Origin of the sequence: Synechococcus sp. CS-1332, assembly GCF_025127995.1 — a bacterium.
In the GTDB taxonomy this organism is placed as follows: domain Bacteria; phylum Cyanobacteriota; class Cyanobacteriia; order PCC-6307; family Cyanobiaceae; genus Cyanobium.
In genome coordinates, this window is sequence record NZ_JAHLYP010000047.1 from 24,530 (window position 1) to 51,101 (window position 26,572).

Annotated in this window: 21 protein-coding genes; 4 read left to right on the plus strand and 17 right to left on the minus strand. The window is 58.7% G+C overall.

Translation table 11 applies throughout. The annotated features are described in order from the left end of the window. Positions 1–92: 92 nt before the first annotated feature. Complete coding sequence (locus KQ305_RS11330) at positions 93–1,100, minus strand: hypothetical protein (RefSeq protein WP_259725513.1); 1,008 nt, start codon at positions 1,098–1,100, stop codon at positions 93–95. Positions 1,101–1,303: 203 nt separating this feature from the next. Between KQ305_RS11330 and KQ305_RS11335 the strand changes: the two genes are divergently transcribed. Continuing rightward, the gene (locus KQ305_RS11335) at positions 1,304–3,691 is read left to right on the plus strand and encodes a polysaccharide biosynthesis tyrosine autokinase (RefSeq protein ID WP_259725514.1); all 2,388 of its coding nucleotides are present in this window, start codon (positions 1,304–1,306) and stop codon (positions 3,689–3,691) included. Positions 3,692–3,700: 9 nt separating this feature from the next. Here the strand turns inward: KQ305_RS11335 and KQ305_RS11340 are convergent, their stop codons facing one another. Then, positions 3,701–5,140 carry an exopolysaccharide biosynthesis polyprenyl glycosylphosphotransferase gene (locus KQ305_RS11340; RefSeq protein ID WP_259725515.1) on the minus strand — a complete coding sequence of 480 codons (1,440 nt, stop codon included), beginning with the start codon at positions 5,138–5,140 and terminating at the stop codon, positions 3,701–3,703. Positions 5,141–5,217: 77 nt separating this feature from the next. Here KQ305_RS11340 and KQ305_RS11345 point away from each other — a divergent pair, with 77 nt between their 5' ends. Together KQ305_RS11345 and KQ305_RS11350 are read left to right on the plus strand one after the other, a co-directional pair. Beyond that, positions 5,218–6,429, plus strand: a complete 1,212-nt coding sequence (locus KQ305_RS11345) for a glycosyltransferase WbuB (protein ID WP_259725560.1) — start codon at positions 5,218–5,220, stop codon at positions 6,427–6,429. Then, positions 6,426–6,893, plus strand: coding sequence for an NUDIX domain-containing protein (locus KQ305_RS11350; RefSeq protein WP_259725516.1), 468 nt, complete (start codon positions 6,426–6,428; stop codon positions 6,891–6,893). The genes KQ305_RS11345 and KQ305_RS11350 overlap by 4 nt, the downstream gene beginning before the upstream one ends. A 360-nt stretch (positions 6,894–7,253) precedes the next feature. Here the strand turns inward: KQ305_RS11350 and KQ305_RS11355 are convergent, their stop codons facing one another. Beyond that, positions 7,254–7,982 (minus strand): YdcF family protein, encoded by a 729-nt coding sequence (locus KQ305_RS11355; protein ID WP_259725517.1) that lies wholly within the window; start codon positions 7,980–7,982, stop codon positions 7,254–7,256. Between the two features lie 477 nt (positions 7,983–8,459). Between KQ305_RS11355 and KQ305_RS11360 the strand changes: the two genes are divergently transcribed. Beyond that, positions 8,460–9,413, plus strand: coding sequence for a glycosyltransferase family 8 protein (locus tag KQ305_RS11360; RefSeq protein ID WP_259725518.1), 954 nt, complete (start codon positions 8,460–8,462; stop codon positions 9,411–9,413). A 611-nt stretch (positions 9,414–10,024) separates the two neighbouring features. Here KQ305_RS11360 and KQ305_RS11365 read toward each other — a convergent pair. The 14 genes from KQ305_RS11365 to KQ305_RS11430 all read right to left on the minus strand — a co-directional run bounded on the left by KQ305_RS11365 (position 10,025) and on the right by KQ305_RS11430 (position 26,467). Beyond that, on the minus strand, positions 10,025–10,864 hold the full coding sequence (locus tag KQ305_RS11365) for a glycosyltransferase family 2 protein (RefSeq protein ID WP_259725519.1): 840 nt from the start codon (positions 10,862–10,864) through the stop codon (positions 10,025–10,027). A gap of 3 nt (positions 10,865–10,867) precedes the next feature. Continuing rightward, a complete protein-coding gene (locus tag KQ305_RS11370) occupies positions 10,868–11,149 on the minus strand; it encodes a putative colanic acid biosynthesis acetyltransferase (protein ID WP_259725520.1) in 282 nt (93 codons plus the stop codon). Positions 11,150–11,412: 263 nt separating this feature from the next. Next, positions 11,413–12,573, minus strand: a complete 1,161-nt coding sequence (locus KQ305_RS11375; protein WP_259725521.1) for a glycosyltransferase — start codon at positions 12,571–12,573, stop codon at positions 11,413–11,415. Next, positions 12,570–13,904, minus strand: a complete 1,335-nt coding sequence (locus KQ305_RS11380) for a hypothetical protein (protein ID WP_259725522.1) — start codon at positions 13,902–13,904, stop codon at positions 12,570–12,572. Before KQ305_RS11380 ends, KQ305_RS11375 begins: the two co-directional genes overlap by 4 nt. Then, positions 13,901–15,151: a glycosyltransferase family 4 protein gene (locus tag KQ305_RS11385; RefSeq protein WP_259725523.1), complete on the minus strand. Its 1,251-nt coding sequence runs from the start codon at positions 15,149–15,151 to the stop codon at positions 13,901–13,903. The genes KQ305_RS11380 and KQ305_RS11385 overlap by 4 nt, the downstream gene beginning before the upstream one ends. After that, a complete protein-coding gene (locus KQ305_RS11390; RefSeq protein WP_259725524.1) occupies positions 15,148–15,825 on the minus strand; it encodes an acyltransferase in 678 nt (225 codons plus the stop codon). The genes KQ305_RS11385 and KQ305_RS11390 overlap by 4 nt, the downstream gene beginning before the upstream one ends. Next, the gene (locus KQ305_RS11395; RefSeq protein ID WP_259725525.1) at positions 15,822–16,943 is read right to left on the minus strand and encodes a glycosyltransferase family 1 protein; all 1,122 of its coding nucleotides are present in this window, start codon (positions 16,941–16,943) and stop codon (positions 15,822–15,824) included. The genes KQ305_RS11390 and KQ305_RS11395 overlap by 4 nt, the downstream gene beginning before the upstream one ends. A gap of 209 nt (positions 16,944–17,152) precedes the next feature. Next, on the minus strand, positions 17,153–18,247 hold the full coding sequence (locus KQ305_RS11400; RefSeq protein WP_259725526.1) for a glycosyltransferase family 4 protein: 1,095 nt from the start codon (positions 18,245–18,247) through the stop codon (positions 17,153–17,155). After that, the gene (locus tag KQ305_RS11405; protein WP_259725527.1) at positions 18,247–19,431 is read right to left on the minus strand and encodes a hypothetical protein; all 1,185 of its coding nucleotides are present in this window, start codon (positions 19,429–19,431) and stop codon (positions 18,247–18,249) included. The genes KQ305_RS11400 and KQ305_RS11405 overlap by 1 nt, the downstream gene beginning before the upstream one ends. A 253-nt stretch (positions 19,432–19,684) precedes the next feature. After that, positions 19,685–20,629, minus strand: coding sequence for a glycosyltransferase (locus tag KQ305_RS11410; protein ID WP_259725528.1), 945 nt, complete (start codon positions 20,627–20,629; stop codon positions 19,685–19,687). 1,238 nt (positions 20,630–21,867) lie between these two features. Beyond that, complete coding sequence (locus tag KQ305_RS11415) at positions 21,868–22,809, minus strand: hypothetical protein (RefSeq protein WP_259725529.1); 942 nt, start codon at positions 22,807–22,809, stop codon at positions 21,868–21,870. 55 nt (positions 22,810–22,864) lie between these two features. After that, positions 22,865–24,691: an ABC transporter ATP-binding protein gene (locus KQ305_RS11420; protein WP_259725530.1), complete on the minus strand. Its 1,827-nt coding sequence runs from the start codon at positions 24,689–24,691 to the stop codon at positions 22,865–22,867. 1,318 nt (positions 24,692–26,009) lie between these two features. Then, on the minus strand, positions 26,010–26,228 hold the full coding sequence (locus tag KQ305_RS11425; RefSeq protein WP_259725531.1) for a hypothetical protein: 219 nt from the start codon (positions 26,226–26,228) through the stop codon (positions 26,010–26,012). A gap of 116 nt (positions 26,229–26,344) precedes the next feature. Beyond that, complete coding sequence (locus KQ305_RS11430) at positions 26,345–26,467, minus strand: hypothetical protein (RefSeq protein ID WP_259725532.1); 123 nt, start codon at positions 26,465–26,467, stop codon at positions 26,345–26,347. Positions 26,468–26,572 lie beyond the last annotated feature (105 nt).

A 26,572-nucleotide genomic window follows, 5' to 3' on the forward strand; every position in this document is an offset into this window, starting at 1 on the left:
CTGGAGTTCACAAACTGCCACTAAACACGCAACGTAATCGGAAATTCAAACAATGTAGCCTAGAATACACATCATCCGGACGGCCCCAAGGTTCAGAAGAGGCCACGGCGGAAGTTGTCACCCCAGCTCACCGTGAACACCCCAACCGTACCGAAGGGGCTCTGGTCGAAGACATCGGCGGCGAGCAGGTTGATGGCGATGGGCAGGCCGCGGAAGGGGGTGTAGGAGAGGTTGACGTTGACGCCGCGGCCGCTGACCCCTGCGGATAGGCCGATGTTGGGGGCCAGTTCGACGCCGATCGCCCCGAAGACTGACACGTCGTTGCCCTCGAAGTTCTCGTCGAGGGAGACAAAGTCGCGGCCGCCCACGCCCACGCTGATCTGCAGAACCTGGTTGAAGCGGTAGTTGGGTTCGCGCAGCGGCAGGGCCATGGTGATCACACCGAAGCCGGTGGGAGAGGGGATGGTTTCGCTGCTGGGGGCCTGCCGGTAGGCATAGACATCGAAAATTCCCCCTGTGACACTCACCTGCAGGCGCGGCTGGTCGATGAGGGTGCGACCCATTGCCACATCGAAGGAGCCGTTGGAGTTCAAGTTCTTGAAACTGGCCATGTTCCAGCGCAGTTCCACAGCAACAAGTTCCCTCTCGTCACCAAATCCGATGCCAGCACTGAACGCCGAGTCGATGACATCACGGCCGCTGCCAGAAGTGGCAGCACTCGCCTGAAAGTAAAAGTCGCCCCAGTTGGCCACGTAGGCCGACGGCAGGCCGCCGCCGAGGTTGGGAGGGGAGTAGGGCTCCAGCAGCACAGCGGCGAGATCCTCGGCTGAGAGCGCCGGCTGAGCGGCCACCGGCTCAGGGTTGCCGCTGGCCTGATCCGCCACCGTCAGGGGGGCGGGTTCCAGGTCGGCCACCCATACCAACCCTGGGGAGACGGGCTCGGGGCCCGTGGCGGGGTCACTGCCGGAGAGGGCAGGTTCGGAAAGAAAGGGGTTCCGCATGGGCGCCAGCGTCGGCTCCGGCTCCCATACGAGCTGGGCATGGGCGGCCAGCGGCGTGCCGCAGAGCAACAACGCTGTCGCCAGAGAATGACCGCACATGGACTGGCGAAGCATCGAAAAGTCGGCGCGGGTACCCAGTTGTTGATTGCAGGATGCCAGAGGCCTGGATGGTGTAGGGATCAGGGCAGACAGTTCCCTTCTCCGGCAGATCTGATGGGCGGCCGGGAAGCCACTTCAAACGCATTGATGTTGGCTTGTCAGCGCCCGTAGAGTGACACCCACGCCCATGCCCTAGGCCGGGAATGCCACCGCAGAAAGCCAAACCTCAGCGTTCCGACGCTCCGGCGCAGGCGGGCCAGACGTTGGTGGCTACGCCGGCAGGGTACGTGGTGGCCGAGCAGAACGGCACGAAGGAAAAGGAAGGCGGTGGTTTCGATGTGCGCGATCTTTTGCAGGTGCTCCGGCGGCGCCAAAAGCCGTTTCTGATCACCGTGGCGTTGATCACCGCCGTGCAGGCGGCGCGCACCCTGAATGAACGCTTTCTGCATCCGGTGTATGCCGGCAATTTCACGCTGCTGATTTCCGATCCCGTCAACGAACCGAAGGAATCCACGGCGAATGCGGAAGCCGGCGCCCTGGCCTCGCTGGCGCGCAACACCTCTTCGGTGGATCTTCCCACCCTGATGGAGGTGCTCCAGAGCCGTTCGGTGCTGGATCCGGTGTTCGAGACCCTAAAGCGGGAGGGTGTGCCCGAGAACGATTTTCCCAGCATCAGTGTGGGGATGACGAAAGAAGTGAGCCGGGATGCGGGCCCCTCCTTCGGGGTGGTGAGCGTGAAGGCCAGGGGCTCCGATCCACAGGCGCTGAAGCGGGGGCTGGAGCTCACCGAGAAGGCCTACCTGGCCTGGGCCACCAGCCAGCGCCAGGAACGGCTGAGCGATGGCCTGCGCTTTCTGGAGGAGCAGGAACCGCGGCTGCGGACCAACACCGAGCGCCTGCAGCTGAATCTGCAGCGCTTCCGGGAGGCCAACACGCTAATACAACCGAACGATGAGGCCCTGGCCCTGCGCGGTCAGCTTGAGCAACTGCAGCAGCGGCGGCTGGCGCAGCAGGGGGAACAGCGGCGGCTGAATGAGCTGCGGGCGGACGTGGCCAGCGGCAGGCTGGCGGCCCGGAGGTTCAACAGCACTGGAGACGCCGGAGCGGGTGCCACGGCGTCCGGTGGCGGTTCGATTTCGGCCAACCTGCCTGGCCAGTCTCAGCTGGATGAACTGCAGCGTCTGGAGCAGGAAATCGCCGAGGCGGAGGCCAACTTCCAACCCGGCTCTCCAGTGCTGACATCGTTAAAGGCCTCTCGGGCGTCGCTGCTGCCGCGGATCCAGGGGAAGCAATTGGAGGCCGTGGATGCGGCCCTGCGCCAGAACGCCAATGCCATCAACACCACCCAGGCGCAGATCGCCCGCCTGGAGAGGCAGTTCCAGAACCAACCGGAACTGCTGCGGCAGTTCGAAGGGCTGCAGAAGCGTCTGCAGATCGCCGATGGCAATCTGGAGAGCTACCTGCGGGCTCGGGAGCAATTTCAGCTGGAGATCGCCCAGCGCAGCTCCCCCTGGAAGGTGATCTCCGCCTCCCAGGTGAGTGATGTTCCGGTGGAACCTTCGCTGGGCCGGGGCTTGGTGGAAGGTCTGTTGCTGGGCCTGGTCGGTGGTGCGGGCGTGGCCTTCCTGCGCGAGCGGCTCGACCATGTCTTCCACAGCCCCCAGGAGGTGCGCGAGGAGCTGAACGTGCCTTTGCTCGGCCACATGCCCTACGTGGACTTCTTCGATGGGGTGCGCGGCGAGAAGCGCTTCCGGATCAGCGAGCTCGACCTGAAGAGCGCAGGGGAGGCTGGCTACCAGCGCTTCTTCTACCAGGAGTCGCTGCGCAATCTCTACACCAGACTGCGCTTCCTCAGCACCGAGAAGCCGCTGCGGTCGGTGGCGATCACGAGCACGCTGCCCTCGGAGGGCAAGAGCCTGCTGAACGTGCTGTTGGCCAAAACCCTGAGCGAACTGGGCCAGCGGGTGCTGCTGGTGGATGGCGACCTGCGAAAACCCAAGATCCACTACCGCCTCGGGCTCGACAACCTGCGTGGCCTCAGCAATCTGCTCACCGAGGAGGCCGCCGACTGGCGGGAGGTGGTGCAGAAGGTGCCGAACTATCCCGACTGGAGCGTGCTCTCGGCGGGCCTGCCACCCCTTGATCCCCCCCGACTGCTGGGATCGGATCGCATGGATCAGATCATGCGGGATCTGGCCGAAAGTGGCCAGTTCGATCTGATCCTGTACGACACACCCCCGGCCCTTGGCCTGGCCGATGCGGCGCTGATCGCCCAGCATCTCGATGGGATGATCCTGCTGGTGAGCCTCAACCAGGTGGATCGGGGGCTGCCGGCCCAGTCGCTGGAGCGGATCCGGGAGGCGGGAGCACCACTGCTTGGGGTGGTGACCAACGACCGCTGCGGGACCAGCAATATGGAGCTCGGCTATGGCTATCGAGCCAATGGCGCCAACGGCATAGGCACGGCCTATGGGGCTTACGGAGGAGTGGAAGAGACGACGAACAACACGAGCAATCAGTCAGCGCTAACGCGGGCCCGTCGGGGGCTGAAGCGCCTGGGCAGCCGGGTCTCCGGCTGGCTGGATCGCTGAACAACGCCCCTAGTAAGCGTTGGTCGAGCGGATGTGAAGCAGGGTTTTGATCAGAATCTTGATGTCCTTGGCCAGCGACCAGTCGCGCTGATATTCAAGATCGGCTGCCACGCGATTGGCCATGGCCTGGAGGGTGGCTGTTTCGCCGCGGAAGCCCTTCACCTGGGCCAGGCCCGTGATCCCAGGCTTGAAGAGGTGGCGCTGCATGTAGCCGGGGATCATCTTGCGGTATCGCTCGTTGTGGTCGACCGCATGGGGGCGGGGGCCCACCAGGCTCATGTGGCCCTGCAGCACATTGAAGAGCTGGGGCAGCTCATCCAGGCTCCAGCGACGCAAGACGGCACCCACGAGGGTGATTCGCGGGTCGTTGCGGGTGGCCTGGCGCAGACCATTCTGGTCGCCGGCCTCGAGAACGCGCATGGTGCGGAACTTGTAGATGCGGAAGCGGCTGCCATCGAGGCCGTAGCGATCCTGCAGGAAGAGGACCGGTCCAGGGCTGGTAAGACCGATGGCCAGGGCGATCAGCAGAAGGAGAGGGCTGAGCAGGAGCACCACCGTGGAAGCCAGGACAAGGTCGAAGCAGCGCTTGAGCTGGCGATCGAGGATGGAATCAAGCGGCTGCCAGAGATCGATGCAGATCTGGCCGCCCACATGCTGAGCCTTGAAGGCCATGCCGGGCGCCACCCAGGTGGGGGCATAGACCACGGGAATGCAGGTGTCGCCGAAGAAGCGGATCAGATCCTGCATCGAGATGTCGCTGCGGGACAGATAGCTGAAGACGATCTGATCGACGTGTTGACTATTCAGCCACTGGCGCAGCTCCGGGAGGTTGCCGCCGAAGGCAGGCATGCCGGGTGGGAGGTGACGGCCGGGGGTGGGCGGCTGGGGGCTGAACCAGGCCGCCATGCGCAAGCCCAGGTAGGGATTGTTCTGAAGTCGTCGGTGAAAGTCGATGGCGGCTTCCGGCAGGCCCCAGTAGATGATGGAGCGGGCGTTGCCCCCCCCCGCGCGATGCCAGCGGAGCAGCTTGCGGCCACCCACATGCACTGACAAGAGCGCAGCCCAGCTGAGGCTGGCCCAGAGGGTTAGCTCCAGGCGTGAGAAGGTGGCCGTCAGTTTGGTGAGAAAGGCCAGCGCCAGCAGCGCCCCTAGCAACAGCAGCCAGCTGGTGGTGATGCGGCGCATGAGCGCCCACAGGGTGCACTGGCGGTAGCTCAGGTAGATCTTCCCCTGGGGCAGGATCAAGGCGGTGCAGAGCCCCACCACGATCTTGGTGGAGAATGCGGTCTCGCCCTGAAAATCATCGGGGAGATTCCGGCTCACCACCAGCCAGAACAGGGCCATCACCAGCAGGGGATCGCCCACGCGCATCAGCCGGTGCAGGTCGCGGGCGTGGTCCCGCAACACACCACCCCAGGAGAATGGGATCTGTGGAGGTATCGTGACCATGGCCGGAATGGCTCGCACAAGTGGGGCAGATAGGGCAAGATTAGGCTTGCTTTTGAGGATGGTGTAGAGCCTTGAAGGTGCTGCTCTACGGGCTGAACTATGCCCCGGAAACGGTAGGGATCGGCAAGTTCAGTGGTGATATGGCCACCTGGCTGGCGGCACGGGGTCACCAGGTGCGGGTGGTCACGGCGCCGCCCTATTTCCCCGAGTGGCAGGCCAGGGGAAACCGCTACCGGCATAAGCACAGCGAGGGCGTGGCGGTGTGGCGCTGTCCGCTGTGGGTGCCACGGCAGCCGCGTGGGCTGACGCGGTTGGTGCACCTGGCGAGCTTCGCGGTAAGCAGCCTGCCGGTGCTGCTGGCCCATCGGCGCTGGCAGCCGGATGTGGTGCTCACGGTGGCGCCGGCGTTCTTCTGCGCGCCGGGGGCGCTGCTGCTAGGTCGGCTGTGCGGCTGGCGCACCCGCACCTGGCTGCACATCCAGGACTTCGAGCTGGATGCGGCCTTTGAGCTGGGGATGCTGAAGGGGAAACTGCTGCGCCGCCTGGCGGAGCGCTGGGAGCGGGGCACCCTCGGGCGCTTTGATCGCGTCAGCAGCATCAGCGGGGCGATGCTGCGGAGGGTGGTGGCGAAGGGGGTGGCCGACCACCGGGCGGTGCTGCTGCCGAACTGGGTGGATCTCGACGCGATCCAGCCCCAGGGCGACGAAGCTCGCGCCGCCAACCCCTACCGCCGGGAGCTGGGGATCGGCGCAGAAGCGATGGTGCTGCTGTATTCGGGCTCAATGAACAGGAAGCAGGGCCTGCAGATCCTGGTGGAGGTGATCCGGCAGCTGGCGGACGTGGAGAACCTGATCTGGCTGCTGGCCGGCGAGGGCCCCAACAAGGCAGAACTGGCGGCGGGCCTGGCGGGCTTCCCACAGGTGCGCCTGCTGTCGCTGCAGCCGCTGGAGCGGATGAACGACTGGCTCAACCTGGCGGATGTGCACCTGTTGCCGCAGCGGGCGGGGGCGGCCGATCTGGTGCTGCCCTCAAAGCTGCTGGGGATTCTCGCCAGTGGCCGGCCGGTGGTGGCTACCTCGGCAGCGGACAGTGAGCTGGGGCAGCTGGCCGAGCAGGCCGGGGTGCGGGTGGAGCCGGAGGATCCGGCCGGTTTCGCGGCGGCGATCCGCCGGCTGGTGGGAGATGGGGCGCTGCGCCAGCAGCGGGGCCGGGCCGCCCGACAGCTGGCGGAGCAACGCTATGGCAAGGAGGCGGTGCTACAGCAACTGGAGCGGGAACTGCATCGGTGAAACGGCTGAAACGGCTGATTGGAAGGCTGCGCCTCTACTGGCTGGCGGCCCGGCTGTATGAAAGCTGGCAACTGCTGGCCCGGCCCCACACCCACGGAGCCCTGGTGGCGATCTGGCACCAACAGCGTCTGCTGCTGGTGCAGGCCAGTTATCGCCGCAGCCTCTCGCTGCCGGGAGGGGGCCTTAAGAGACGTGAAACAGCGCAGCAGGCGGCGGTGCGGGAGCTAGCCGAAGAGCTGGGGCTGCGAGTGACGTCGGGGGAGCTGGTGGATCCCTGGCAGATCACCGAAAGTTCAGCTCGGGGGAAGAACACCGTGACGATCTTCACTCTGCGAGAGGCGCGCGAGCCGGCGATCCGCCTCGACGGCCTTGAGCTGGTGGGAGCCCACTGGCTGACGACGGAGGAAGCGCTGACGCGGCCGCTCGTCAGCCACGTGAGGGAGTATCTGGAGAAGAACCGCTGAAGCCGGCGCGTGCAGATGCGCTCAGCCAGCCCACACCTCAGCCAGTTCGATCCGCAGCCCCGGAAGAGGTGGCCAGCATGTAAGAGCTGCCGCTGTTGTGGGCACCAGTTTCGCTGCCGGTGGGGATCATGGGGATCAGCTGACAATCGCCGGCGAGTTCAAGCACAGCACCAGGATCTGTCTGTCAGACCTGCTCGAATTGCTCCGGGGTCAGGAGCAGATACCAGGGCACAGCCAACGGCTCCAGCACAGGAGGGATTCGCTTGAGAGTGAATGGACCGTTGGGCGATGCAAGGATCATGCATCGAGCAACGGAGCTCTTCTGATCAACGGTGAGGCCAATCAGAAGCCATCAGCCGTTCACATCCGGCCCTGGAGGCGGTAAAGCAAGGTGGCGGCGCTTTCCCGCAGGGCCAGACGGTTGCGCTCGCGGGGCGAAAGGCCAGGATCGGCGGCAACGGGGGTCACGGTCAGCTTCTGGAGCTGAAAGGCCCGGCTGGCACGCGGCAGTTGCCACGGATCGGTGATCAGCACGATGGCCGGCCGGTTGGCCAGGGTGTGGTGATCACGGATCCAGGTGTTGGTGAGAGTGGCGTTCTCCCAGGTGGTGCGGGCACAGCTATCCCCGGAGATGCGCTCGGGTGGTACGCCGAGTTGGAGCAGACGTTGAGCGGTGGCAGGAGTGTCCCCAGACACATAGATGCGCTGCACGCGGCCCTGGTGCAGCATCCGAGCGGCCAGTGCGGTGGTGGCAGGAGCAATGTCGAAGCCCCTACCCACGAGCACGGCCAGGGCCGGGCCGGGGGCTGAGGTAGGCGGCAGTGGCAGTTGGCTGCTCAGCCAGGCGCTGAGCCCTGCGGTGGTGAGGGGGCTGTAAAGGAGGGAAACGAAGGCAGCGGCAAGGCCACTGAGCAAGGCTCTCATAGGCCAACCGAAGCCTGCGGCGCGGCAGAGCAACAGCGCCAGGCCCGCGATCAGGGGCAACACCAGGACGGGGGTGATGAGCAGATTGAGCAGGGCGTCCCGCACGGGAAACCAGGCCATCGGCGCCGCTTGGCAGCTTGTCCAGTCGACGGCGGACGGCAGCATGGGGCAAGATGCTGAGGCAATCAGCCTTGCAAAGGCTGGGGCTGCTCCAGTTCGCGGAAGCGGCAGGCGATCTGGACGAAATAGGGGCATTTCAGCATGGCAAAGGCAAAACCCATGGAGCCATCACGCCAGCCGCCCATCAAAACGATGCAATCGAGCCAAGCATTAATGGCTCGTACGCTCACTAATCCCACTCTCAAAGTCCTGTTGAGCAAGACTCCCAGCTTACCCGATTGGCGCCGCTGGCAGAACAGGCATTCTCTACCGGTCTGTAGTTGACTGGCGTGGGGAATGAGTTAATCTAACGTTTAGGTTGGGTCGCTTAAGCTCGGATCACAACCGTGCTGACTAGACATCTTCTTATCAGCTGGAATAAACTTGCAAGGTTCAATAACAAGCACCAAGCAAGGGTTTCAGGCCTTGAGCAGACGACAAGTCTTCACAGTTATCTACCTACTTTTCCTTAGGATTTATTGAATGGCCTTCGCAGTGGCTTTGTGTGCTGACCAGAATGTAGTGTCACCTACACTTGCAACCATCTACTCACTCGTTTTCGCAACTCGCTCAAAGGTTGAGATCTATATTGTTTGCTCGGGTTGGTCTTCTCATGACAAGAGTATGATTCTGCGAATTCTGGAAGAAGCAACAGGAAGAGCGCAAGCACACTTCATCGATTTAGACTCAACATCTATTATAGAACGATTAAGATCTTTTGCTAATGGTCTTCACGGTAACTACATGTCGTGGATCCGCTTATTTCTTCCCTCTTTGCTGCCTGACCTAGATAGGGTTCTTTACTTAGATACTGACCTCGTTGTCGATGCAGACCTTCAGCCTTTATATTCCATCGATCTTCACGGGCAGCTACTGGCAGCAGTAGAAGGCGGCAGCGTTGCCCATAGTCTAGATGGCCCATTCTTGTTGGAACATGGCATTAGTCCATCTGCGACATACTTCAACGCTGGAGTCTTAGTAATAGACTTAAAAGGCTGGCGCGAGACTAGAGCCACTGAGCGGATGCTTTCCTTTGTTGAACAAAAACATTCCTTACCGAGCCATGACCAAACACTCCTCAACTACTTTTTCTCTGGGAGTTATGCAATATTTTCCTCCACTTACAACCATCCATTGTACACACATAGTCCTCCAGTTGATTTACGCCTTGAAGGGCAAGATCGACGCGTCTATCATTTCGTTGGAAGCCCAAAACCATGGGACGCCTTCGGCTGGCTACTGCATAGAAATTATCTACTTTATGAACAGATGCACGAACAATCTGTCCCCAAAGCTCGCCAACGACTACCACCTCTTCCTTCCTCAGCCAGCATTTACCGAACTTGGCATATTCGAATGTCCTATCTTAGAATTCTTTTTATTTATACAAAATGGCTGACACTAAGGCTGAGAAAGGTTTTCCAAGGGAAAGCCTAAGATGCTTAAATGGTTTCCCCCTTTTCCGTCTACCCGACTCCGTTTCTGCGTCCATGCGAGTCACTACAAAAGAATTTGTTCATGCTAAATTTTCACTGGTTCATTTGCTGTGGCTTCTTCCGCGCCACCTGCATAAAGCTGCCCTAACTACCTGTGGCTTTACCGCCAGTTTTTCAAGTCTGCAGCTACACAAGCTGCAACTGGAGGATGGCCTCCTTGGAGCATGGAGCACATGGGTCCGCCGCGGAACTGGGGAGATGCCGGTTAGAAGGACATCTCTTGCGACCGAGGCGCAAAAGGCTGACTTAGGCACACATTGGGCGGGCAAGATTTTTTTTATAGAGGCCTATGGGGGTACCTCACAGAGCACGCTCAGGCTGCTGGCGTGATCAACGGCCACTTGGACCTACTCATGGCCAATCCGAGTGAGTTTTCCATGAATAGATCAAGGTTGATCCGGTGGCCGACCAACGGCTATGACGGCCGTCTTGAGGACCCTGGAATTTCGACGGGGCATTCGAACAACATGAAGTATGTCCCGAAGAAGCAACAGGGCCATCGGAACCGCCGGGCAACTTGTCCAGTCGAGAGAGGACGGCAGCATTGTTACCTCAGCCCGGGATCGGCGGAAGCTGCTCCAGTTCCCGGTAGCGGCAGGCAATCTGCACGAAGTAGGCGGATTTGAGCAAGGAAAAGGCGAAACCCACGGAGCCATCGCGCCAGCCGCCCATCAGAAAAAAGCTGCCGAAGAAGAACACCAGCCCACCCCACGGTGTGGTGACCAAACGATACTTGAGGCGCTGGTTCCGGCTCCATGTTTTCGCGGCGGCGCTTTCCCTGAGTGATGCCAGCAAGCGCTGGGCTTCCCATGCGGCGTATTCGTTATGCTTCCGCATGTAAGCGTCGATGCCACGCAAGTCGCGGTGGTCGATGCGGCTACGAATGGTGCCGATGGAGCCTCTCACGATCGGGTGCTCGTGCACTTCCATGTCGCATTGCGACCAAGCCTCCTCTTCGATGCGCTCGTATTCCACCTCGCCCACGCGGAAGAGCGCCAACTTGTGTAGGGGATAGCCACCACGCAGTCGACGACCGAGGAAATAGTTGGTGTAGGTGAGCCGGTAGCCCTTAAAGGGGCTTTGGGGGAGCACGGCCGCGATTTCACACTTCACATCCGGCGAGAGGATCTCATCGGCATCGAGAAACAGCACCCAGGCCGTTGGAGGGGTGTGGTGGCGCAGGAACCAGTTGCGCTTCTTGGGGAAGCGGCCATTCCATTCAAAATTGACGACCTCAGCGCCATGGCTGCGGGCCATCTCAGCGGTGGCATCGGTGCTGCTTGAATCGATCACCACCACCGAGCGGGCGAAGCCGGTGCCAATGGCCTGCAGACAAGGCGCGAGGTTGCGCTCCTCGTTCCGAACAGGGAGTGCAACCGTGAGATCAAGCATGAATCAGCTCCTCTTCCGGGGCTTGATGGGCTTGCAGGGATTGCCAGCGCACACCATCCAGGCGGGCTGGGATCGCATCGCCACAGATCGGGCGCCGATCACGGCCCCTTCACCGATCTGCACTCCGGGGCCCACAAAGGCCTCAGTGCAGATCCAGGCATCGGCGCCAATGGTGATCGGCCTGGCGAAGAGCGGAAAGGTGGCCGAGGAGTAGTCGTGGGAGCCGGTGCAGAGATGGGCGCCCTGCGACACCACAACGCGTTCGCCGAGGTGAATCGGGGCCATGGAATAGCAGATCACCCGCGGGCCCAGGCATGCCTTAGCGGCCATGTGCAAATTCCAGGGAGCCCAGATGCAGGCATCGCTGTAGATGTGGCAACCGGCTCCGATGCGGGCACCGAAGCAGCGCAGAAGCCAGCTCCGCCAGGCGTGAAGCGGTCGTGGTGTGGGCCGGAACAGCAGCGTCCACACCAGCTGCCAGCTGACGCGTGCCAGACGATTGCGACGGGAGAAGCTAGCGCCCTCAAAGGGTTTGTTGTTGGCGAGGATCACGAGACGTGGCGAGCGGATTCGAGCACCGGCAGCAGATTCCTGGCCACCGACGCAAAATCAAACCGATCCCTGAACAGCTGCGCCCCCCGCTCCCCCATCCGCGCCTGCTCGGCGGCCGGCATCGCCAGCCACTGGCCCAAGGCTGCGGTTGTTCCGGCAATGGTGTCGGAATGGACCAATCCGGCCCCGGCCTTCTCCACCTCGGAGGAGATGTTCACGGGATGAGCAATCGCCACAGGTAGGCCGCAGCCCATGGCTTCCGCCACCACGATGCCGAAGTTCTCCTGGTGGGAGGGAAGGCAGAACAGCTCGGCACTGCGGAAGGCGCCCCACTTGAGATCGCCGCTGAGCATGCCAGGCCAGGTGAGTCGGTCGGCAATCCCAAGCTGGGCAGCGTACCGTTGCAGGTCCGCTTGCCAGCCCATTTGATCCGGCCCCGCGATCACCAGGTGCAGGCGAGGATCGCTCGCGGCCACTCCGGCAAAGGCCTCGATCAGCAGATCCACGCCCTTCTTGGGATGGAGGCGGCTGAGGAAGAGCAGGAGGCGCTTTCCCTGGAGATGGGGATGGGCCTCGAGAAAGAGGCGGCGCTGCGCATCCGCCTCTCCGGGAGGGGATGAGGTGCCGTAGCCCACCACACGCTCGCGGGCCCGATAGAGCCAGAACGACTGGCGGGCCAGCAACCGCTCCTGCTCGCAGGTGAACAGCACGGCCCTGGCATCCCGCAGCACCCGGTACTCGCCCCAGGGCCAGTAGGCCCACTTCTTGAGGTGCTTGAGCGGATAGGTGTGCTTGAACCAGGGATCGAGCATCCCATGGGGGTACACGAAATAGGGGATGCCCGTGCCGTGCAGGGCCCGCCAGGTGGCGAAGGCGTGGTACTGCCACACACCGTGCACGATCACCGCGTCATGGCCTTGGGCGAGAGCTCGGATGCGGGAGGGGAGCCCGCGGCGATAGCCGTAGAGGCCATGGACGGGGCCCAGGCCGCAATCGGGAGGGGAGTGGTTGCGGAGCCAGGGGGCATCGGGTGGGTCGAGGCTGGCTAGGGTGCTGCTCACCCCGAGAGCCGCCAGGTGGGGGACCATCTGGCGGACGCCCTCGATCGGCCCACCGCCAAGAGGATCGAGCGACCGATTGAGGTTGAGGATTTTCAAGCCTGGCCAGGGGTAGGGATCAGCACGACGTAGGAGGGCGTGTTGGCAGCCGCCCAGGTGAGGCCGGCGGACACCACCAGAAAACCGAGTGAGGTGGGCTGGCTGAGACCACCGGAGATGACCCCGAGCAACGAAGCACCAAGGAAGATCAGGGGCATGCGGTTGCCCTGAGAAGCGGAGAGAAGGGAAAGCTGCAACAGGAACCAACCGAGGGCCACCCGCCAGGCGATGAACACGAAACCGAGGGGAAGTCCCAGCTCGCCGAGGATGGCATCCCATGAGCCTTCGGCGATGAGGAAGGTGCGTTCACCTGTCAATCGCTGGGCCCCCACATTGGTGCCCATGCCGATTCCCATGCCCAGAATCGGCGCTGCGTCACGATTCTCAAAGGCGCTGGTATAGCCACCCAGAACTCTGTTCTGAATCACGCCCAAGAGCCCATCCTCTCCCGACTCACTTTCATTGGCCATGGTCCAGCGCGCTGAGAAGGCTTCACTGGTGTCCCTGAACGCAGGGATAGACGATCCGATCAGAACCACCAACAGAATCGCAATCAGGCTGGAGATCAGGGGCAAGATTCGGGTGCGGGAGAGCAACATGGCACAGACGACAGCCACCACGACAAGCACGTAGCCGAAGAGCAGCGAGCGGCTGATGGAGACGGGCAAGGCCACCACCAACCCCAGCCCGGCTGCAAGCAGAAGCAGCAGGCGGGCTGGAGTTTGTCGCATGCCATAGAGACGGGCGAACAGCGCGGCTGCGGCCAGGGTGAAGAAGGACACCAGGCCGTTGATGAAGGAAAAGGTGCCCGGCGGGCGCGAGCGTCCCAGGGCACCGGTAAAGGCCGCTGTGTCTTCCCCACCGGGGGCGACATTGAGAATGTGGCCGTCCGGCAGGTTCGACTGGGCCACGATCAGTAACGTCATCGGAAGGCTTATCAGCAGCAGCGCCTTGGCGAAGCGCAACACGCCCTCGCGATCGAAGGCGGCGGCGTAGAGAAAAATCAGGGGCAGATGGATCAGCAGAATCCGGGTGCCAAAGATAGCCGTGATCAGATCACGATGCCCAACCAGCATGGCCAGAAAAAACGCGGCGAAGGCGATACCGAAGAGCCACTGCAGCCATGACTGAAACCGCCGCTGCAGCAGCAGTGGAGCCCCGCGCCAGAGGGCGAGCAATGCCACGGGATCGCGGACAAGCAGCAAGGGGGTGGACAGGCTCGGGATCATCCACTTACGCAGGGCCCCCTCGAAGATGAGGAGCCAGAAATACAGCCAGAGCAAAAGGCGCAGCTGGCGCCAATGGGCAGTGGTGAGGGATGGTCCGCTCAATGGTGCAACAGGGGTGCAACGGCATCCACCAAGGCCGTCTGATAGCTGCTCCAAGAGATCGCGGCGGCCCGGCGCAGGCAAGCCTGGCGCATCGCCGCGAGCTGATCGCGATCGTCGTCGAGTTCAGCGAGCCGCTGGGCAATGGCCGCACTGTCGCGGATGGGAACGATGAAGCCTTCCACCCCATCACGGATAAGATCCGGTGCGGCGGTATTGGGGGTGGCGATCACCGGCAGCCCCTGGGAGAGGGCCTCGGTGAGCACCAGGCCGAAGCCTTCGAACAGCGAAGGGAACACCAGCACATCGTGCTGGCGCATCTGTTCTAGAATCGCCCCATGAGGTAGTGATGGGATTGCCTTATGCCGTTCCAGCGCAGCGGTCAGCGGTGCGCAGCTGGTGGAGGTGGGCCTGCCGATCAGGGTGAGGGTCACGGCGCCGGCCAGCTGGGCCACCGCCTCGAGCAGGTAGGACAGGCCCCTGCGTTGGCCGAGGGAGCCCACGAACAACACCCTAAGGGGCCCGAAGCCTAGGCCCCGCAAGGGTTGGGTGGTGGGTGGTGGCGCCCCGTAGGGCAGCACATGGATTGGTACGCTGCAAGCCTGGTTACTTGTGAGCGTGTGGCGCACGAACTGGGAAGCCACGACCACCACATCGGCCTTGTTGAGTTCTGCATCCTTGCTGGCCAACTTGGCGACACTGTCGCGAAGGCCGGTGAGGGTGGAGGCCCACTGGGGCAGGAGCTCGGCCTCCTCGGCAAAGATCTGGCGAGCTGATTTCCAGTAGCCGATCGGCAACTCATAGATGCGGGACAGACCAAGCCCCTGGGCCACCTCGAAGGTGGCTAGGGCGGCATCTTCGTAGGCGTACACCGCACAGAGCCCTGGGGTTCGTGGCAGGGCAGCGGCCACGCTGCGATCAAAGGAGCGAATCACCCGATCGATGCTTAACAGGCCGGCCTCATGGCAGAGCAGGGGCTGCCAATCAAATTTTACGGCTGCAAGCCGGGGCGCTTCCCACCAAGGATGGCTGTGCTGGAGGGAGAGGGGAAGATCAGGGAAGGAGCGGCGCTCCAATTCAACGCGCAGCGCCTTGGGCAGCAGCCCAGCGAGAGGGGCCCGGTTGTTCCAGCAGAGACAGCTGTGAAATCCCTGCAGCAAGCCGACTCGATGGAAGGCCGACGCAGCCGCACGCACATTAGCGTTACCGGTAGGGTGTGACAGCAGCAGCACGTTTGAGGTGGCCGTCATTCCACGAAGCCATCGCTGCGGCGGAAATAGGCAGCCTCCGGATCGATCGCTTTCCTACGGACGGCGGGCTGGCCGGCATACAGGCTCCATGGCTCAACTTGCTGCCGGTTGAGCAGGGAACAGGCACCAAGCACAGAGTGGGACGGCAAGGCACTTCCCCCGAGCAGCACCACACGGGTGCCCACGAAGCAGTAGGCGCCGATGTGAATCGGCGCACAGTGCTGGCGATTGTGCTTGAGGTCGATCGAATGGGTGAGGAACTGGGAGCCGTAGCCGGCCACGGTGGTGAAGGGGCCGATGGTGATGCTGTCGGAGCAGTCAAGGTGATGATTCTTCGCGACCCATGCCGATACACCGAGATGGAGCTGGGAAGAGCGCTGCGGCAGGTGGCGGAAGTGGCGGGAAGGGGCCTTGGTGGAGAGGCCGGTGATCCAGTTGCCCCGACCGATGTGGCTGTCGCGATCCAGCTGGATACGGTCGAGATGGATGGCCACGCAAAAGTGGTCGATCGAGGAGTCAGCCTGCATCTCAAGATGGCCAGGGTAAATCCAGGCGATGCCGATCCTGGCGGTGGGGCTGAGGCGATAGCCGAAGCAACGGACGAGCAAACGGCGCTTGAGCGGCCAGGGCAACAGGCAGATGACGGCGCGTACCAGCAGCCGAAGAAGCTTCATGGGGGAGCGGTCTGGATGTGTCGATAAAAACTGAGATACTCCTCGCGGAAGGTCGCTTGATCAAAACGAACAAGGTTGGCCCGGCCTGCTGCGATGAGCTTGCGCCGCTCGATCGGATCCCTCAAGCGCAACACCGCAGCGGCCATTGCGGGAAGGTCATCAGGAGCACAAACTATGGCCCCCTCTCCGGCCACCTCAGGCACGGCGGTGACGTTCGAGCAGATCACCGGACACTCACACTGCTGGGCCTCGATCACGGGCCAGCCGAAACCCTCAGCAAGCGAGGGAAACAGCAAGCCATGGGCATGGCTGTAGAGCGCGTTGAGAAGCGCGTGATCGGGGTGGGCCATTTCCCGAATTCGGTCCATCACCCCCTGTTCAACAGCCAGGGCTCGCTGGATGGAGGAAAGCGGGGCCCCAGCGATGACCAGCACCCCATCCCAGCGGTCTGCAAGCTGCTTCAACAGGCGGATGGCGGTTTCACGGTTCTTGCGGGGAAGGCTCGAGCCCACCATCAGCAGATAAGGGGAAGTAAGCAATTCCGGCTGAGCCCTTCGCAGCGATTCCTGATCGGACGCAGGGAAGAAGGGGGCGTTCAGGGGGTTGAGCACCACCCTCAGACCCTCGCCGTGGCCACGGCGGGTGAGGCGCACGAAATCACTACAGGTGAACTCCGACACAAAGGCCAAAAACGGGGCGAAGGCCAGCGACCGAAGAATCCAGCGCTGCAACTGCCGGCCCAACCAGGAGGCTTCGCAGCAGGCCTCGTCATCACCCAAGCCACCACGGATAGCCAGCATGTCGTGGCAGGTGATCAAGCATGGGGTGGAGCCGGTGAAAGGGTGATAAACAGCATTGGAATGGTCGCAGATATGAACGAGGTCGAAGCTGGACGCCCGCAAACGCAATAGGGGGGGGAAGAAAAGGTACTTATCGATGTAGCCGAACCACTTGCGAAGGCCCTGGGGAAGAACGGGAAGTCGCAACATCACCACAGGTGGCCGTAAAAGCGTGAGATGAAGCGTTTCAGCACTAAGGGAATGTCGCAGGATCTGGGCATAGCGCTCCATGCTGCGCTGCTTGTCCGGGATATAGTTGCCGACTAGGAGCACCCTCATCGAGCAGAAGGAAGTGGCATGCAAGCGTCCGAGGGATGAATCGACACAGCAGGCGAATCAGGCTGGAGGGAGGACAAGTGCTCCGCTGTGCCTGCCGAAGCCATCCTCGTAGGCATGCGCAGGATGGTCAGCGGAAGCTGAAAGGGGAAGAGGAGAAATTTCACTTCAGAGGAAGAAACAATCATAGTAAAACATAAACTCCCGAGCGGTTAATGGATGGCACCAAAGGAAGTGTCTTTGGATGGGTATAACGAAACAGCCTTTTCAAGAACAGAGAGATAACTTGCAGCCACTTGATGCTCCGTGTGCTGCTGTAAGTGGGCTGCTGATAGCTCTCGCAAGCGAGAAACCTCTTCGATCGGCAATGTCAATACATTACGAAGGGTAGCAGCCAGATCCTGAACGCATCCGGATTTGAATAGGAATCCCCCTTCACCGATCGCATCAGGAAGCCCACCACCATCGGAGCCCACCACGATGCAGCCGCAGGCAGCCCCTTCAAGAGCAACAATACCGAAGGGCTCTGCCCATCGCGAAGGAACTGCCATAACGCAATGTTGATTCAAGCACCGGACCAGATCTTCACCCAGGAGTGAACCAGCAAAGCAGACATTGTCTCCAATACCAAGCTCCATGGCCAACCTGGTTAGAGATGACAGCTCAGGTCCGTCGCCGATGAGTGTCAAGGCCAGCTCACAGCCTGAAGATTTAACGTGACTGAGAAGGCTGGTGTCGGAGAAGAGAATTGAGAAAGCCTTCAGAAGAAGATCGACACCCTTATCCGAAACCAGGCGGCCAACGAAAACAAGGGCACGTGTTCGGTTAAGATCGTGGAGGTATTGGAACTGGTCGCTGCGAAACGGATTACCGACAACAACAGAAGAACTACATGATTCACTTCGAATAGCCTCACTTATCGCGATCGATGCAGTGGCTCGTCTAAGAATAAACCGTTTCAGCCGGTCAACTGTCCTCATCTTTCCATTTGCATCAGAAATCCATGTGCATGTCGAAATAACGAAAGGCTTGTGAAAGCACAGAGCTGGCCAAAGAGTTCTGAGCTCAATGTTGACTTGAAGTACCACATCCGCCCAGCGATAGAGAGTTGCCAATTTCAGAAACGATGGCAATCGCTCGACGGCAAAGGGAAAACTGTCTATCGATTTGCTCGAAGAAAGGGGGGTTTGCGTAACAACTAAAACCTGATGCCCCATTTCTGTGAAGTTTCTAGCCAAAAGCTCTGATTGAATCTCAATGCCACCCACGTCGGGAGCAAACCGATGGGACGTCATCAGTATCTTCATCAATAGCTACAGAGTGATCTGGCTAGGGCCATGGCAATCTGATGCACGGAGTCAGAGGGTTCGGTGCGGGTACTGGAGAGCAAAGTAGTCTCAAAGTTGCGATCAAAGGGGATAAGTCGGATATGGGAAGTGCAAATACCAGAATCAGGAATGCCACTGTCTCCCATCGGAAGTATCACTGGAAGGCCATGGTCAGCCATCGCGGCAACACAGCCACTTTTTCCAACATGTTCAAGATAGTTCATGGCTACACCAAAATCGCTCAGCTGCAGGATCTGAGAAATCTGCTCGGGGGGTAACAGTCCAAGCTTGAGAAAGTGACAGTGGTTGGAGGCTCTTGCTTCCATGCCATGCCAAATGATCTCACCGACGTCACCAGCCCTGCCTACTGAAACAAAAACAGCATGGTTCCATGATGATCGTTTCAGAACTTCTTGAACTCGATCAACCAATCCCATCGATGCCCAATCGAATCGGATTGACCCGAAAAAGGTTAAGATCACTGCCTTCGCATTAGGCTCGTAAATCTCTAGCCTTGCCAAAAGTGTATTTCTCGCTGAGTGGTCTTTAATGGCGACGGGGATATTTGAGATCAACGGCAAGATACGGCATCGAACATCTTCACTTTCAAGGAGATTCCGCCACTGATTATTCGAAGTATGCGCAACTGAAATCGGCAGTCTGCGATTTAGAGTGGCAACAATTTGACGCTGAATTCGTGTGATTGCCATGCGTACGACTAGTCGCTGAGTCACTTTGGCTCCCCAGAGCTCATGAAACATCACGTGCCAACGTGAATTGCATTTAAGTTGCCTTAGATGATCGGGCAATCGAAAGGGCAACCCTTTAGGGCTATATGCATGAGGAACATACTGCAAGCTAATCCATTGAGGCCTCTGTTCATCTATAACAGATTGTATAAGTCCTACTCTTCGCTTCCATGGAATTAATCCTCCAATCCTGAGGACTGGCACTTTCAAGCCATCACAATCTTGCACCTCAGACTGAGTAGGGAACTGTTGAGCTTTGGAGCTAATGACATGGCCATCGTTGATGGCAATGATGAAGGCGCGCCCACCCTTCCGAATCAAAGCTGCTGCGAGCCTACGCGTGTAATCCCCTACACCATCCTTGCCTGGTTCTAAGCTGCCGCAGAGAAATATAATGTTGAGAGGATTGGTCAATGCTGTAGAAGGCACAGAGATTCGCCTAACGGATCTCTACACATTTAACCCATTCGAAGGTGCTTAGCAATAGTCATTGCCCAAGTTCCACACCGAAGTAATGCCAGGTATGACTCGGCTTTCAACTTCCGGCCAACCAACTCATGAGTACTGAAGGTGGCTTGAATGAACATAATGAGATTCGAACTCATCGTGATGGGAAAGAAAAAGGCCACTGTGCTCATTACTTGTCCGTCATAGGTACACGTACAATTCAGATTGATAACTTTAGCGAACGTCTTAGCATAATGGGTAAGTAGGAAGCGGCCAATGCTAAAATGGTAGTTGAAGAATTGACTATTGATAGCGATTGCAGAAAGAATCGCCGAGCATCATTCACCTGATTAAATAAGAGGCGGTTTCTACCAACACGATATAGTGCCTGAGCATATCTAGATAAGAGCAGCGGCTCTCGATCTGGAAAGACTTTCATCCTAAGTAGCACTTTGTAAATATATGCAATATCCTCTCCTTTGTTCGGTGACATTCGACCGGTTTCCATATTTCGGTGCACCCTATATCTAGTAAGTCGTTCTGAAACATAGTATGCTGGTCGATTTGTCGCTGCTAACAAACAGGATATCCAAAAGTCATACGCACCGGCAACATCACTGACCAACATGTCTATATCGAGGGCATCTTTTCGGAACATTGCTGCCATAGCCAAAGGGACTCCATTACTATCTAATACAATCTCAGCGAGATTATGCACTTCTCCACTCTTTAAATTAAGCCTGCCGTAGAATCTGGAGTTTTCATCCGTTTTCTTCACATCAACTAGGCCATTTTCATGCATAATCCAATGATCACAATACGATAGAATGAGATTTGAATTCTGCTCTAGCGGGTGAATTAGTTTTGACAGAAAGTCAGGCTCCCATGCATCATCATCATTAAGAATTGCAATATAGTCATGGTGTGCCGCAAGTATTGCATTGCGGAGATTTAGAGCCACTCCTAGGGTAGGAGAGTTCGCCAGATAGCTAATTCTCGCGTCGTCCATGGAATCGCATATTTCTTTTATCGTTTGGCTAGCTGAGTCATCAGTAACAATAACTTCATAATGCCGATAAGTCTGACCTAGGACGCTCAAGAGAGCTTGTCTCAAGAATTGTGTTCGTTTGTAGACTGTGACAACAATGCTAACTTGATGAGCCATAGTGATTTACTCAGTTTAGCTCATGCATTTAAACTAGGTTTTGCCAACAGCAGAATATCGACCAGCAATCATGGGGTCAGAGCAACAAGAATCATATGCATTAACGCATAGAATGTCTTAGAGTAATGATGTTTTTTGCTATGATTACAACTTCTTTGCCCTTGCAGAACTTCTTAATAGCCAAAGATGGTGTTGGTGAGATTGTTCGGTTTGGCTTGGCTCGGTATCTCGCAAAGGGCAATTTGCATTAAAGATGTCGTTGTATGCAATCAACTAAGAATAGGAGATCAAGCTATGGCTTAAGCGCCAATAATGTAACTTTGTTTCTTTCCCCAGAATTACAATATCAGACGAGGATTTCTTGATCTTAACCACAGCATGTCTGCTTGTTGTCATAAGCCTTCATGTATAACTTGCCAAATAGGTTCCCGACAGCATCCAAGCTCCCTTGTAAGCTAGCTACCTTGGTAGAAGCTCTTGATCAAGTAATGGATATAATAGTCTATAATCATCAATTCAACGTTAAATTGATCTTCGTGATCAAGCACTTTGCACTGGGATACACAAAAAGGTACGATATTGCGCGTATCATGTATATGACCTCTTTTAACTCTCTAATTGGGATAAACAACTGCTGCATCGCTGAGGCATTGTTCATGTTCAAGCTGATTTTTATAAATCTAGGACGTAGATCTACTTCTTCAAGGCATAGCAAGGGAAAGTCAACATCAAACTAACATAATCTGTCAAACAGATCTCATGTAATGGCAGAGTTGCATCACCACAAGCATTCACAAAATAGATTGGCAGGAATCTCTTGATCCAGTCTTATCCGCGATTCCTCATGACATTATTTGTACCATTCAAGAAGATGTCTGGCGTGATTTGTCTTACTGGCAAGAGTCTGAATCCATATAATATCTTCTAAGCAATCATCGTTGGTAAACAAGATTCATCTTGAATATGAATGGCGAATTGACTGTGTCATACCGTCGAAGCAAAGTCATCGACAAGGCTTTTGTATGATCATGAGAGCCATCTGCAGTCCCTATCAACTCCCAATCAACATAAGTCTGAGACCGAACGGACTGAAGAGTTTATGCGTTAAAAAGATCTACATTATAAGCTGGGATGCAAATAATGCCTAATATAGCCATCGATTCATCGTTACCAAATCTCAAACTTTTACTCCTTGAAACACGGAGTTGGCACTTAGGGGAAACAAGCGAAAACTCTGGCTAAAGCCGTACATAAAAACGCCCGATCAGAGAAGCAAGTTTCAGGGCAAGCATCTGGAATCGTATCTTGTACTTCGGATATAGAGAAATTGGTGAGCATGCATGAATCCAATACTCCCTGTCAGCTCGACGGGGTGGCGTTCCTGCAAGCGCTTCCCGAAGATAACGTCTTCTCCAGGGCTTGGCCGAGCCTATTGCGTGGGGAAGACCAATCCAGCCACCAGAGAATCCCATCAGATCGGGCCCGAACGTACTCAGAGGCTGGGGCCATGCCATGGCCGCCATGTTCAGGGCATCCTGATCCGGTGCATGCATGGCATTCCATCTCCCCCCGTGACACCAAGCACCGATGTCGCCTTTTCCATCCAGAGGATTAGAGCTGGCTCCAAACTCTTCGATGAACTGATGCCAAAGATCCAGAAAGGCTCGATCCCGTCTTTGGAGGCCAAGAAGACCACCATTGAAATAAAGATCAAAGCTGTGCTCACAGCGACAACCAACCTGCTCAAGGAGGCGGGTCCACACGTGGCGCGTTGGATGCTCTGCTGGAAGCCACCAGTTCACGTCCCCCGCAACAACAGGGCCGTACTCAGTCGCATCCTCAATCCAATGCCAGGGAGCACACACGACGATGTCCGGATCCAGGTAGACGATCGAACTGCACTGAGGATAGGCCTCGAGCACCTCCTGCAGGAAGCGCGGCTTGAAGTTGGTGAAATGCCAGGAGGATTCCACAATGAACCACTCCCAAAGTGCCGCATGGGCCTGGCTGGTGCTCTGACGAAACGCTTCAATCGCCGATCTCTGGCCGCTGGGTACATCCTCCAGGTTGCGACATCCGGCCACGAAGATACCTTCGAAGCCATGGGCCACCAGGCTATTGAACAGCACGCAAGCTCCCTGGAAGTAGCTGCCTTCCGCCAGGGTCACAACGATCTTCAATGGCTTCGCTCCACACAAGAGTGAGATCCCATAACCATGCACGCCGCAGGTCTGCTCATGCGGGATTCATGATTAAGGCCTGGAAGCTCGGATCACTGGCCTCAAGATCTTCATAAGTTCCCATGGCTCGAATCCGGCCCTTCTCCAGCACCACAATCCGATCACAGTTGCGCACTGTTGAAAGTCGATGGGCGATCAGCACCACCGTGAGCTGCCGGTCCAGCGCCTCGATCGCCTCCATCACCTCCGCTTCCGTGCGGTTATCGAGCGCACTGGTGGCCTCATCAAGCACCAAGAGCTCGGCCCGCTTGTACAACGCCCGTGCGATGCCGATGCGCTGCCGCTGGCCACCGCTCAGCCGTACCCCACGCTCCCCCACCACCGTGTCATAGCCCTCGGGGCTGGCCTCGATCAGCTCAGCGATGTGGGCCTGCTCCGCCGCTTTTTGCACCCGCTCCAGGTCGATGCGATGAACTGGAATACCAAAAGCGATGTTGGCCGAGAAGGTGGCGTCGCTCAAATAGATTTGCTGGGGCACATGGGCCACTTTGTCTTGCCAGGCCTCCACTAACCCCGGGGTGGCTTGCAGATCCAGTCCCTGCACCATCACCTTACCCAGGCTGGGAGCCAGCAGGCCCAGGAGCAAGTCGCTGCAGGTGCTTTTACCGCTGCCAGTGCTGCCGACAAATGAGATCCTCTCGCCGTGCCGCACCGCCAGCTCCAGATCCCGCAGAACCCAGGGCCCCTCCGGTGTGTAACGAAAGCTGAGCTGCTGCAGCTGCACCAGAGGCGCGTTGGGGCTGGTGGGCAAGAGTGATGGGATGGCGGGCAGTCGGTTCTGACTTTCGCTGGCCGTGCGCAGAAAGGGCTCCAGGCGCTGGAGTGAAGCCTGGTTGGCAACCAACCCACTGAGCGAATAGAAGCACTGCTGCAGGGGTTGCAGAAGCCGGTAGGCACCAAGGGCTAGGGTGCCGAGCAGAGGCAACTGCTGATCCACCCCCTGCCCCGCCACGGCCAGGCTGAGCGAGAGGCCCACGATCAGCAGCACTGCAAACCCTTCGATCAGATAGCGGGGCACCTGGGCCTTGATGTTGATTGAGGCGCTGGCGAGCCGATAGCGCCGGTTGGCGTCGGCGTAGGTTTCCAGAAAAAACGGCTGAGTACGATCGAGCAGCACATCACGGATACCGCCAAGCCCCTCCTGGGCCACCTGCATCGTGGCCTGGTAGTTGGTTGTGAGGGCGATGCCGTCGGACCGCAGGGAGCCGCGGGTGTAGCGGTACACCAGCAGGTAGAAGGCGCCCAGCAGCAGCGCCACGATCAGCATTACACCTGGTGCCAGAGCGATAAGGGCTCCGCCGAGCAGCAACACGATCATGAGGTTCACCACGACCAGCAGCAGACCCTGGATGCTCGCGAACACCTGGTCCACATCCCGGGTGAGGTGGGTGAGGGTGGTGCTGCTGTTGTGGCGCAGATGCCAGGGGTAGGGCCGCCGAAGGACCTCTGCGAACACCAGTTCGCCCAGGTCGGCGGCGATCAGCGCCCCGAGCCGCAGCTGGGCCCGAATCGTGGCCACCCGCAGCAGCGAACTGGCCACCACCACCGCCATGAAGCTCAGACCAAGCCCCAGAAGCAGCTGCTGCTCCGGCAGACCCCGCAGCGGAGAAGCCAACGGACCCAGGCTCTTGAGACCCTCCTGGGGATTGGCCAGCAGCCGCAGGAATGGAAGCAGTGCCCCCAGGTTGGCCACTTCCCCCAGGGCCGCCAGCAGGCTCAGGCCTTGAAGCGCCAGCAACTGGCGCCGCCGCCTGGGGCTGAGGGCATGCCAGAGCGGGCGTAGGGCGTGCAGCTTACGGTTAAATCGGTCGAGGAATCTCATCAGATCAATTCAACGGTGGCCGGCCAGGATCACAGTGGTATTCCCCGAATCCGTGGACAGGCCGATGCGACAACCACTTAGGACGCCGTGATGCTGATGGGCTGGCAGAACTAGGTGGTCGCTGGCTGAATTTATTGCATCTTCCAGCCTCAGCCTCGGCCCTCCTGGCGAGCACATGCAGCGCAAGTTGCGAAAATTGGCGGGTCGTGAACACTTTCCGGATGGCCAATCAAGCGAACACCAATGAAGACTTTAATCTACTGTTTTGAGCATAGAAAGGGACTTTAAGCAGGTTCACCATGTCCGAGACTAGGACACCGCCACCTCCGGTGATGCAGTCGCGGAGGCGCGAAGCGGAGATTGGTTGATGGAGCAAGCAGGAAGTACCCTTGGTGCGTGGGCACACCTAGGGTATTGGGAATCGCGAGGACGCGAGCAGGGCTCCAGCGTCTCAAAGCTGCCCTATTAAAGCAGCTTTTTCTCCTTGTTGTTTCTTCGTAGGTTACGGTGTCACAACATTGCCCGACTTGATTAACCAGCTCGCTCCGCCGCCGCGCGTCAGGCCATGGTGAGTGGTACATAGATACCAGAAGGGTCATGGCGCATAACGAGTCCACTGCCAGAAGGCCCTCTCGCTCACGATGTTCAGAGCCTCTATGGCACTGGGTGCATTGTGAGGCCAGTCGAGATGGCGCGCTGGCCTGGCAGCTTCCGGTTCCCCCCGCTGCAATGCGCATGAGAACGGCCTCGTGTATAGCCGTGGCTCAAGCGTTATCCATTCCGCGCTATGGGCACCAGGCCACGCTCACCGCGGGCACGTTCAACCAGGCCACCAAACTGCCTCCTGCCGTTCTAGCTAATGCGTCTGGCCCTGGCTGAAGGCTTCCGCGACGTGGTGAACGGGGATCTTCTCGCTGGAGTTGGGGCATCATCTGGGCGTCAACTAAGACAATGCCTAGCTGCTGCACAACAAGATCATGCAGGCCATGAGTGACCGGAGGAGGCCAATCTGCTGGGGAGGAAAGTCCCAGATGGATGACGTCTACCTCGGGGGAGAACGACAAGACGGCAAGACAGGTTGAGGATCCGAGTCAAGGTTCCATCGACATGGCTATCTCCCTCAATGAGTCGGGTCACCCTATCTGCGCCAGAATCACAGCGGTTGCTGGCTTCAGTTCAGAGGCGATCAGTGATTTGGCCGCGCAGCATCGGCTACCAGGCTCCGACGTGATCTCCGCTGGCCTGGCCTGCTTTCGCTCTCTGACTTCAGCCGGTTGCAGCTATAAGCTTGGGGGTCTCCCGATTCCGTGGACACCGATTAGGGATTCGTGCAGAAAGTTGTAAGGGCAGTGATGAATGGCTGCTCGTAGCCGATTGGGCTGAAGTAGTTGATCATTGAGTGACTGTGCCCACGTCTGTTGTAGCGCTCAATCCAGAATGCCATGTCAGGCTGCAGCTGCTGGGGTGAGATCAGCACCTCGCGGTCGTCATCGAGATCCACCTTGAGTTTGAGGGTGGAGAAGAAGCTGTCCGCCACGGAGGAACCCAACAGCAGCACGTGGCGAACATGCTGAATGTGATCTTGTGGATCTCTAGATGTTGATGATAGCCGGTTGCTCGGGAATTGGTTCCCCGATCAGTGTGGATCAGCAGCTACTCGCGCTCGAGTCGGCGATGGCCGAGGGCCAGGTTGAAAGCCTCGATCACCAAGGAGGCGCCCATAGACCACCCCAGCTTCCAGGCGAAGACACGCCGGCTGATCAGATCGATCGACATCAACAAGTACCGCCAGTGTTCGATGCTAAGAATATGGATTCTACCACCCGCCCATCAGCGGTTCGGCTCGGAGGCTGAAAGTCCTGCACAAGCAGGTATTCCGCA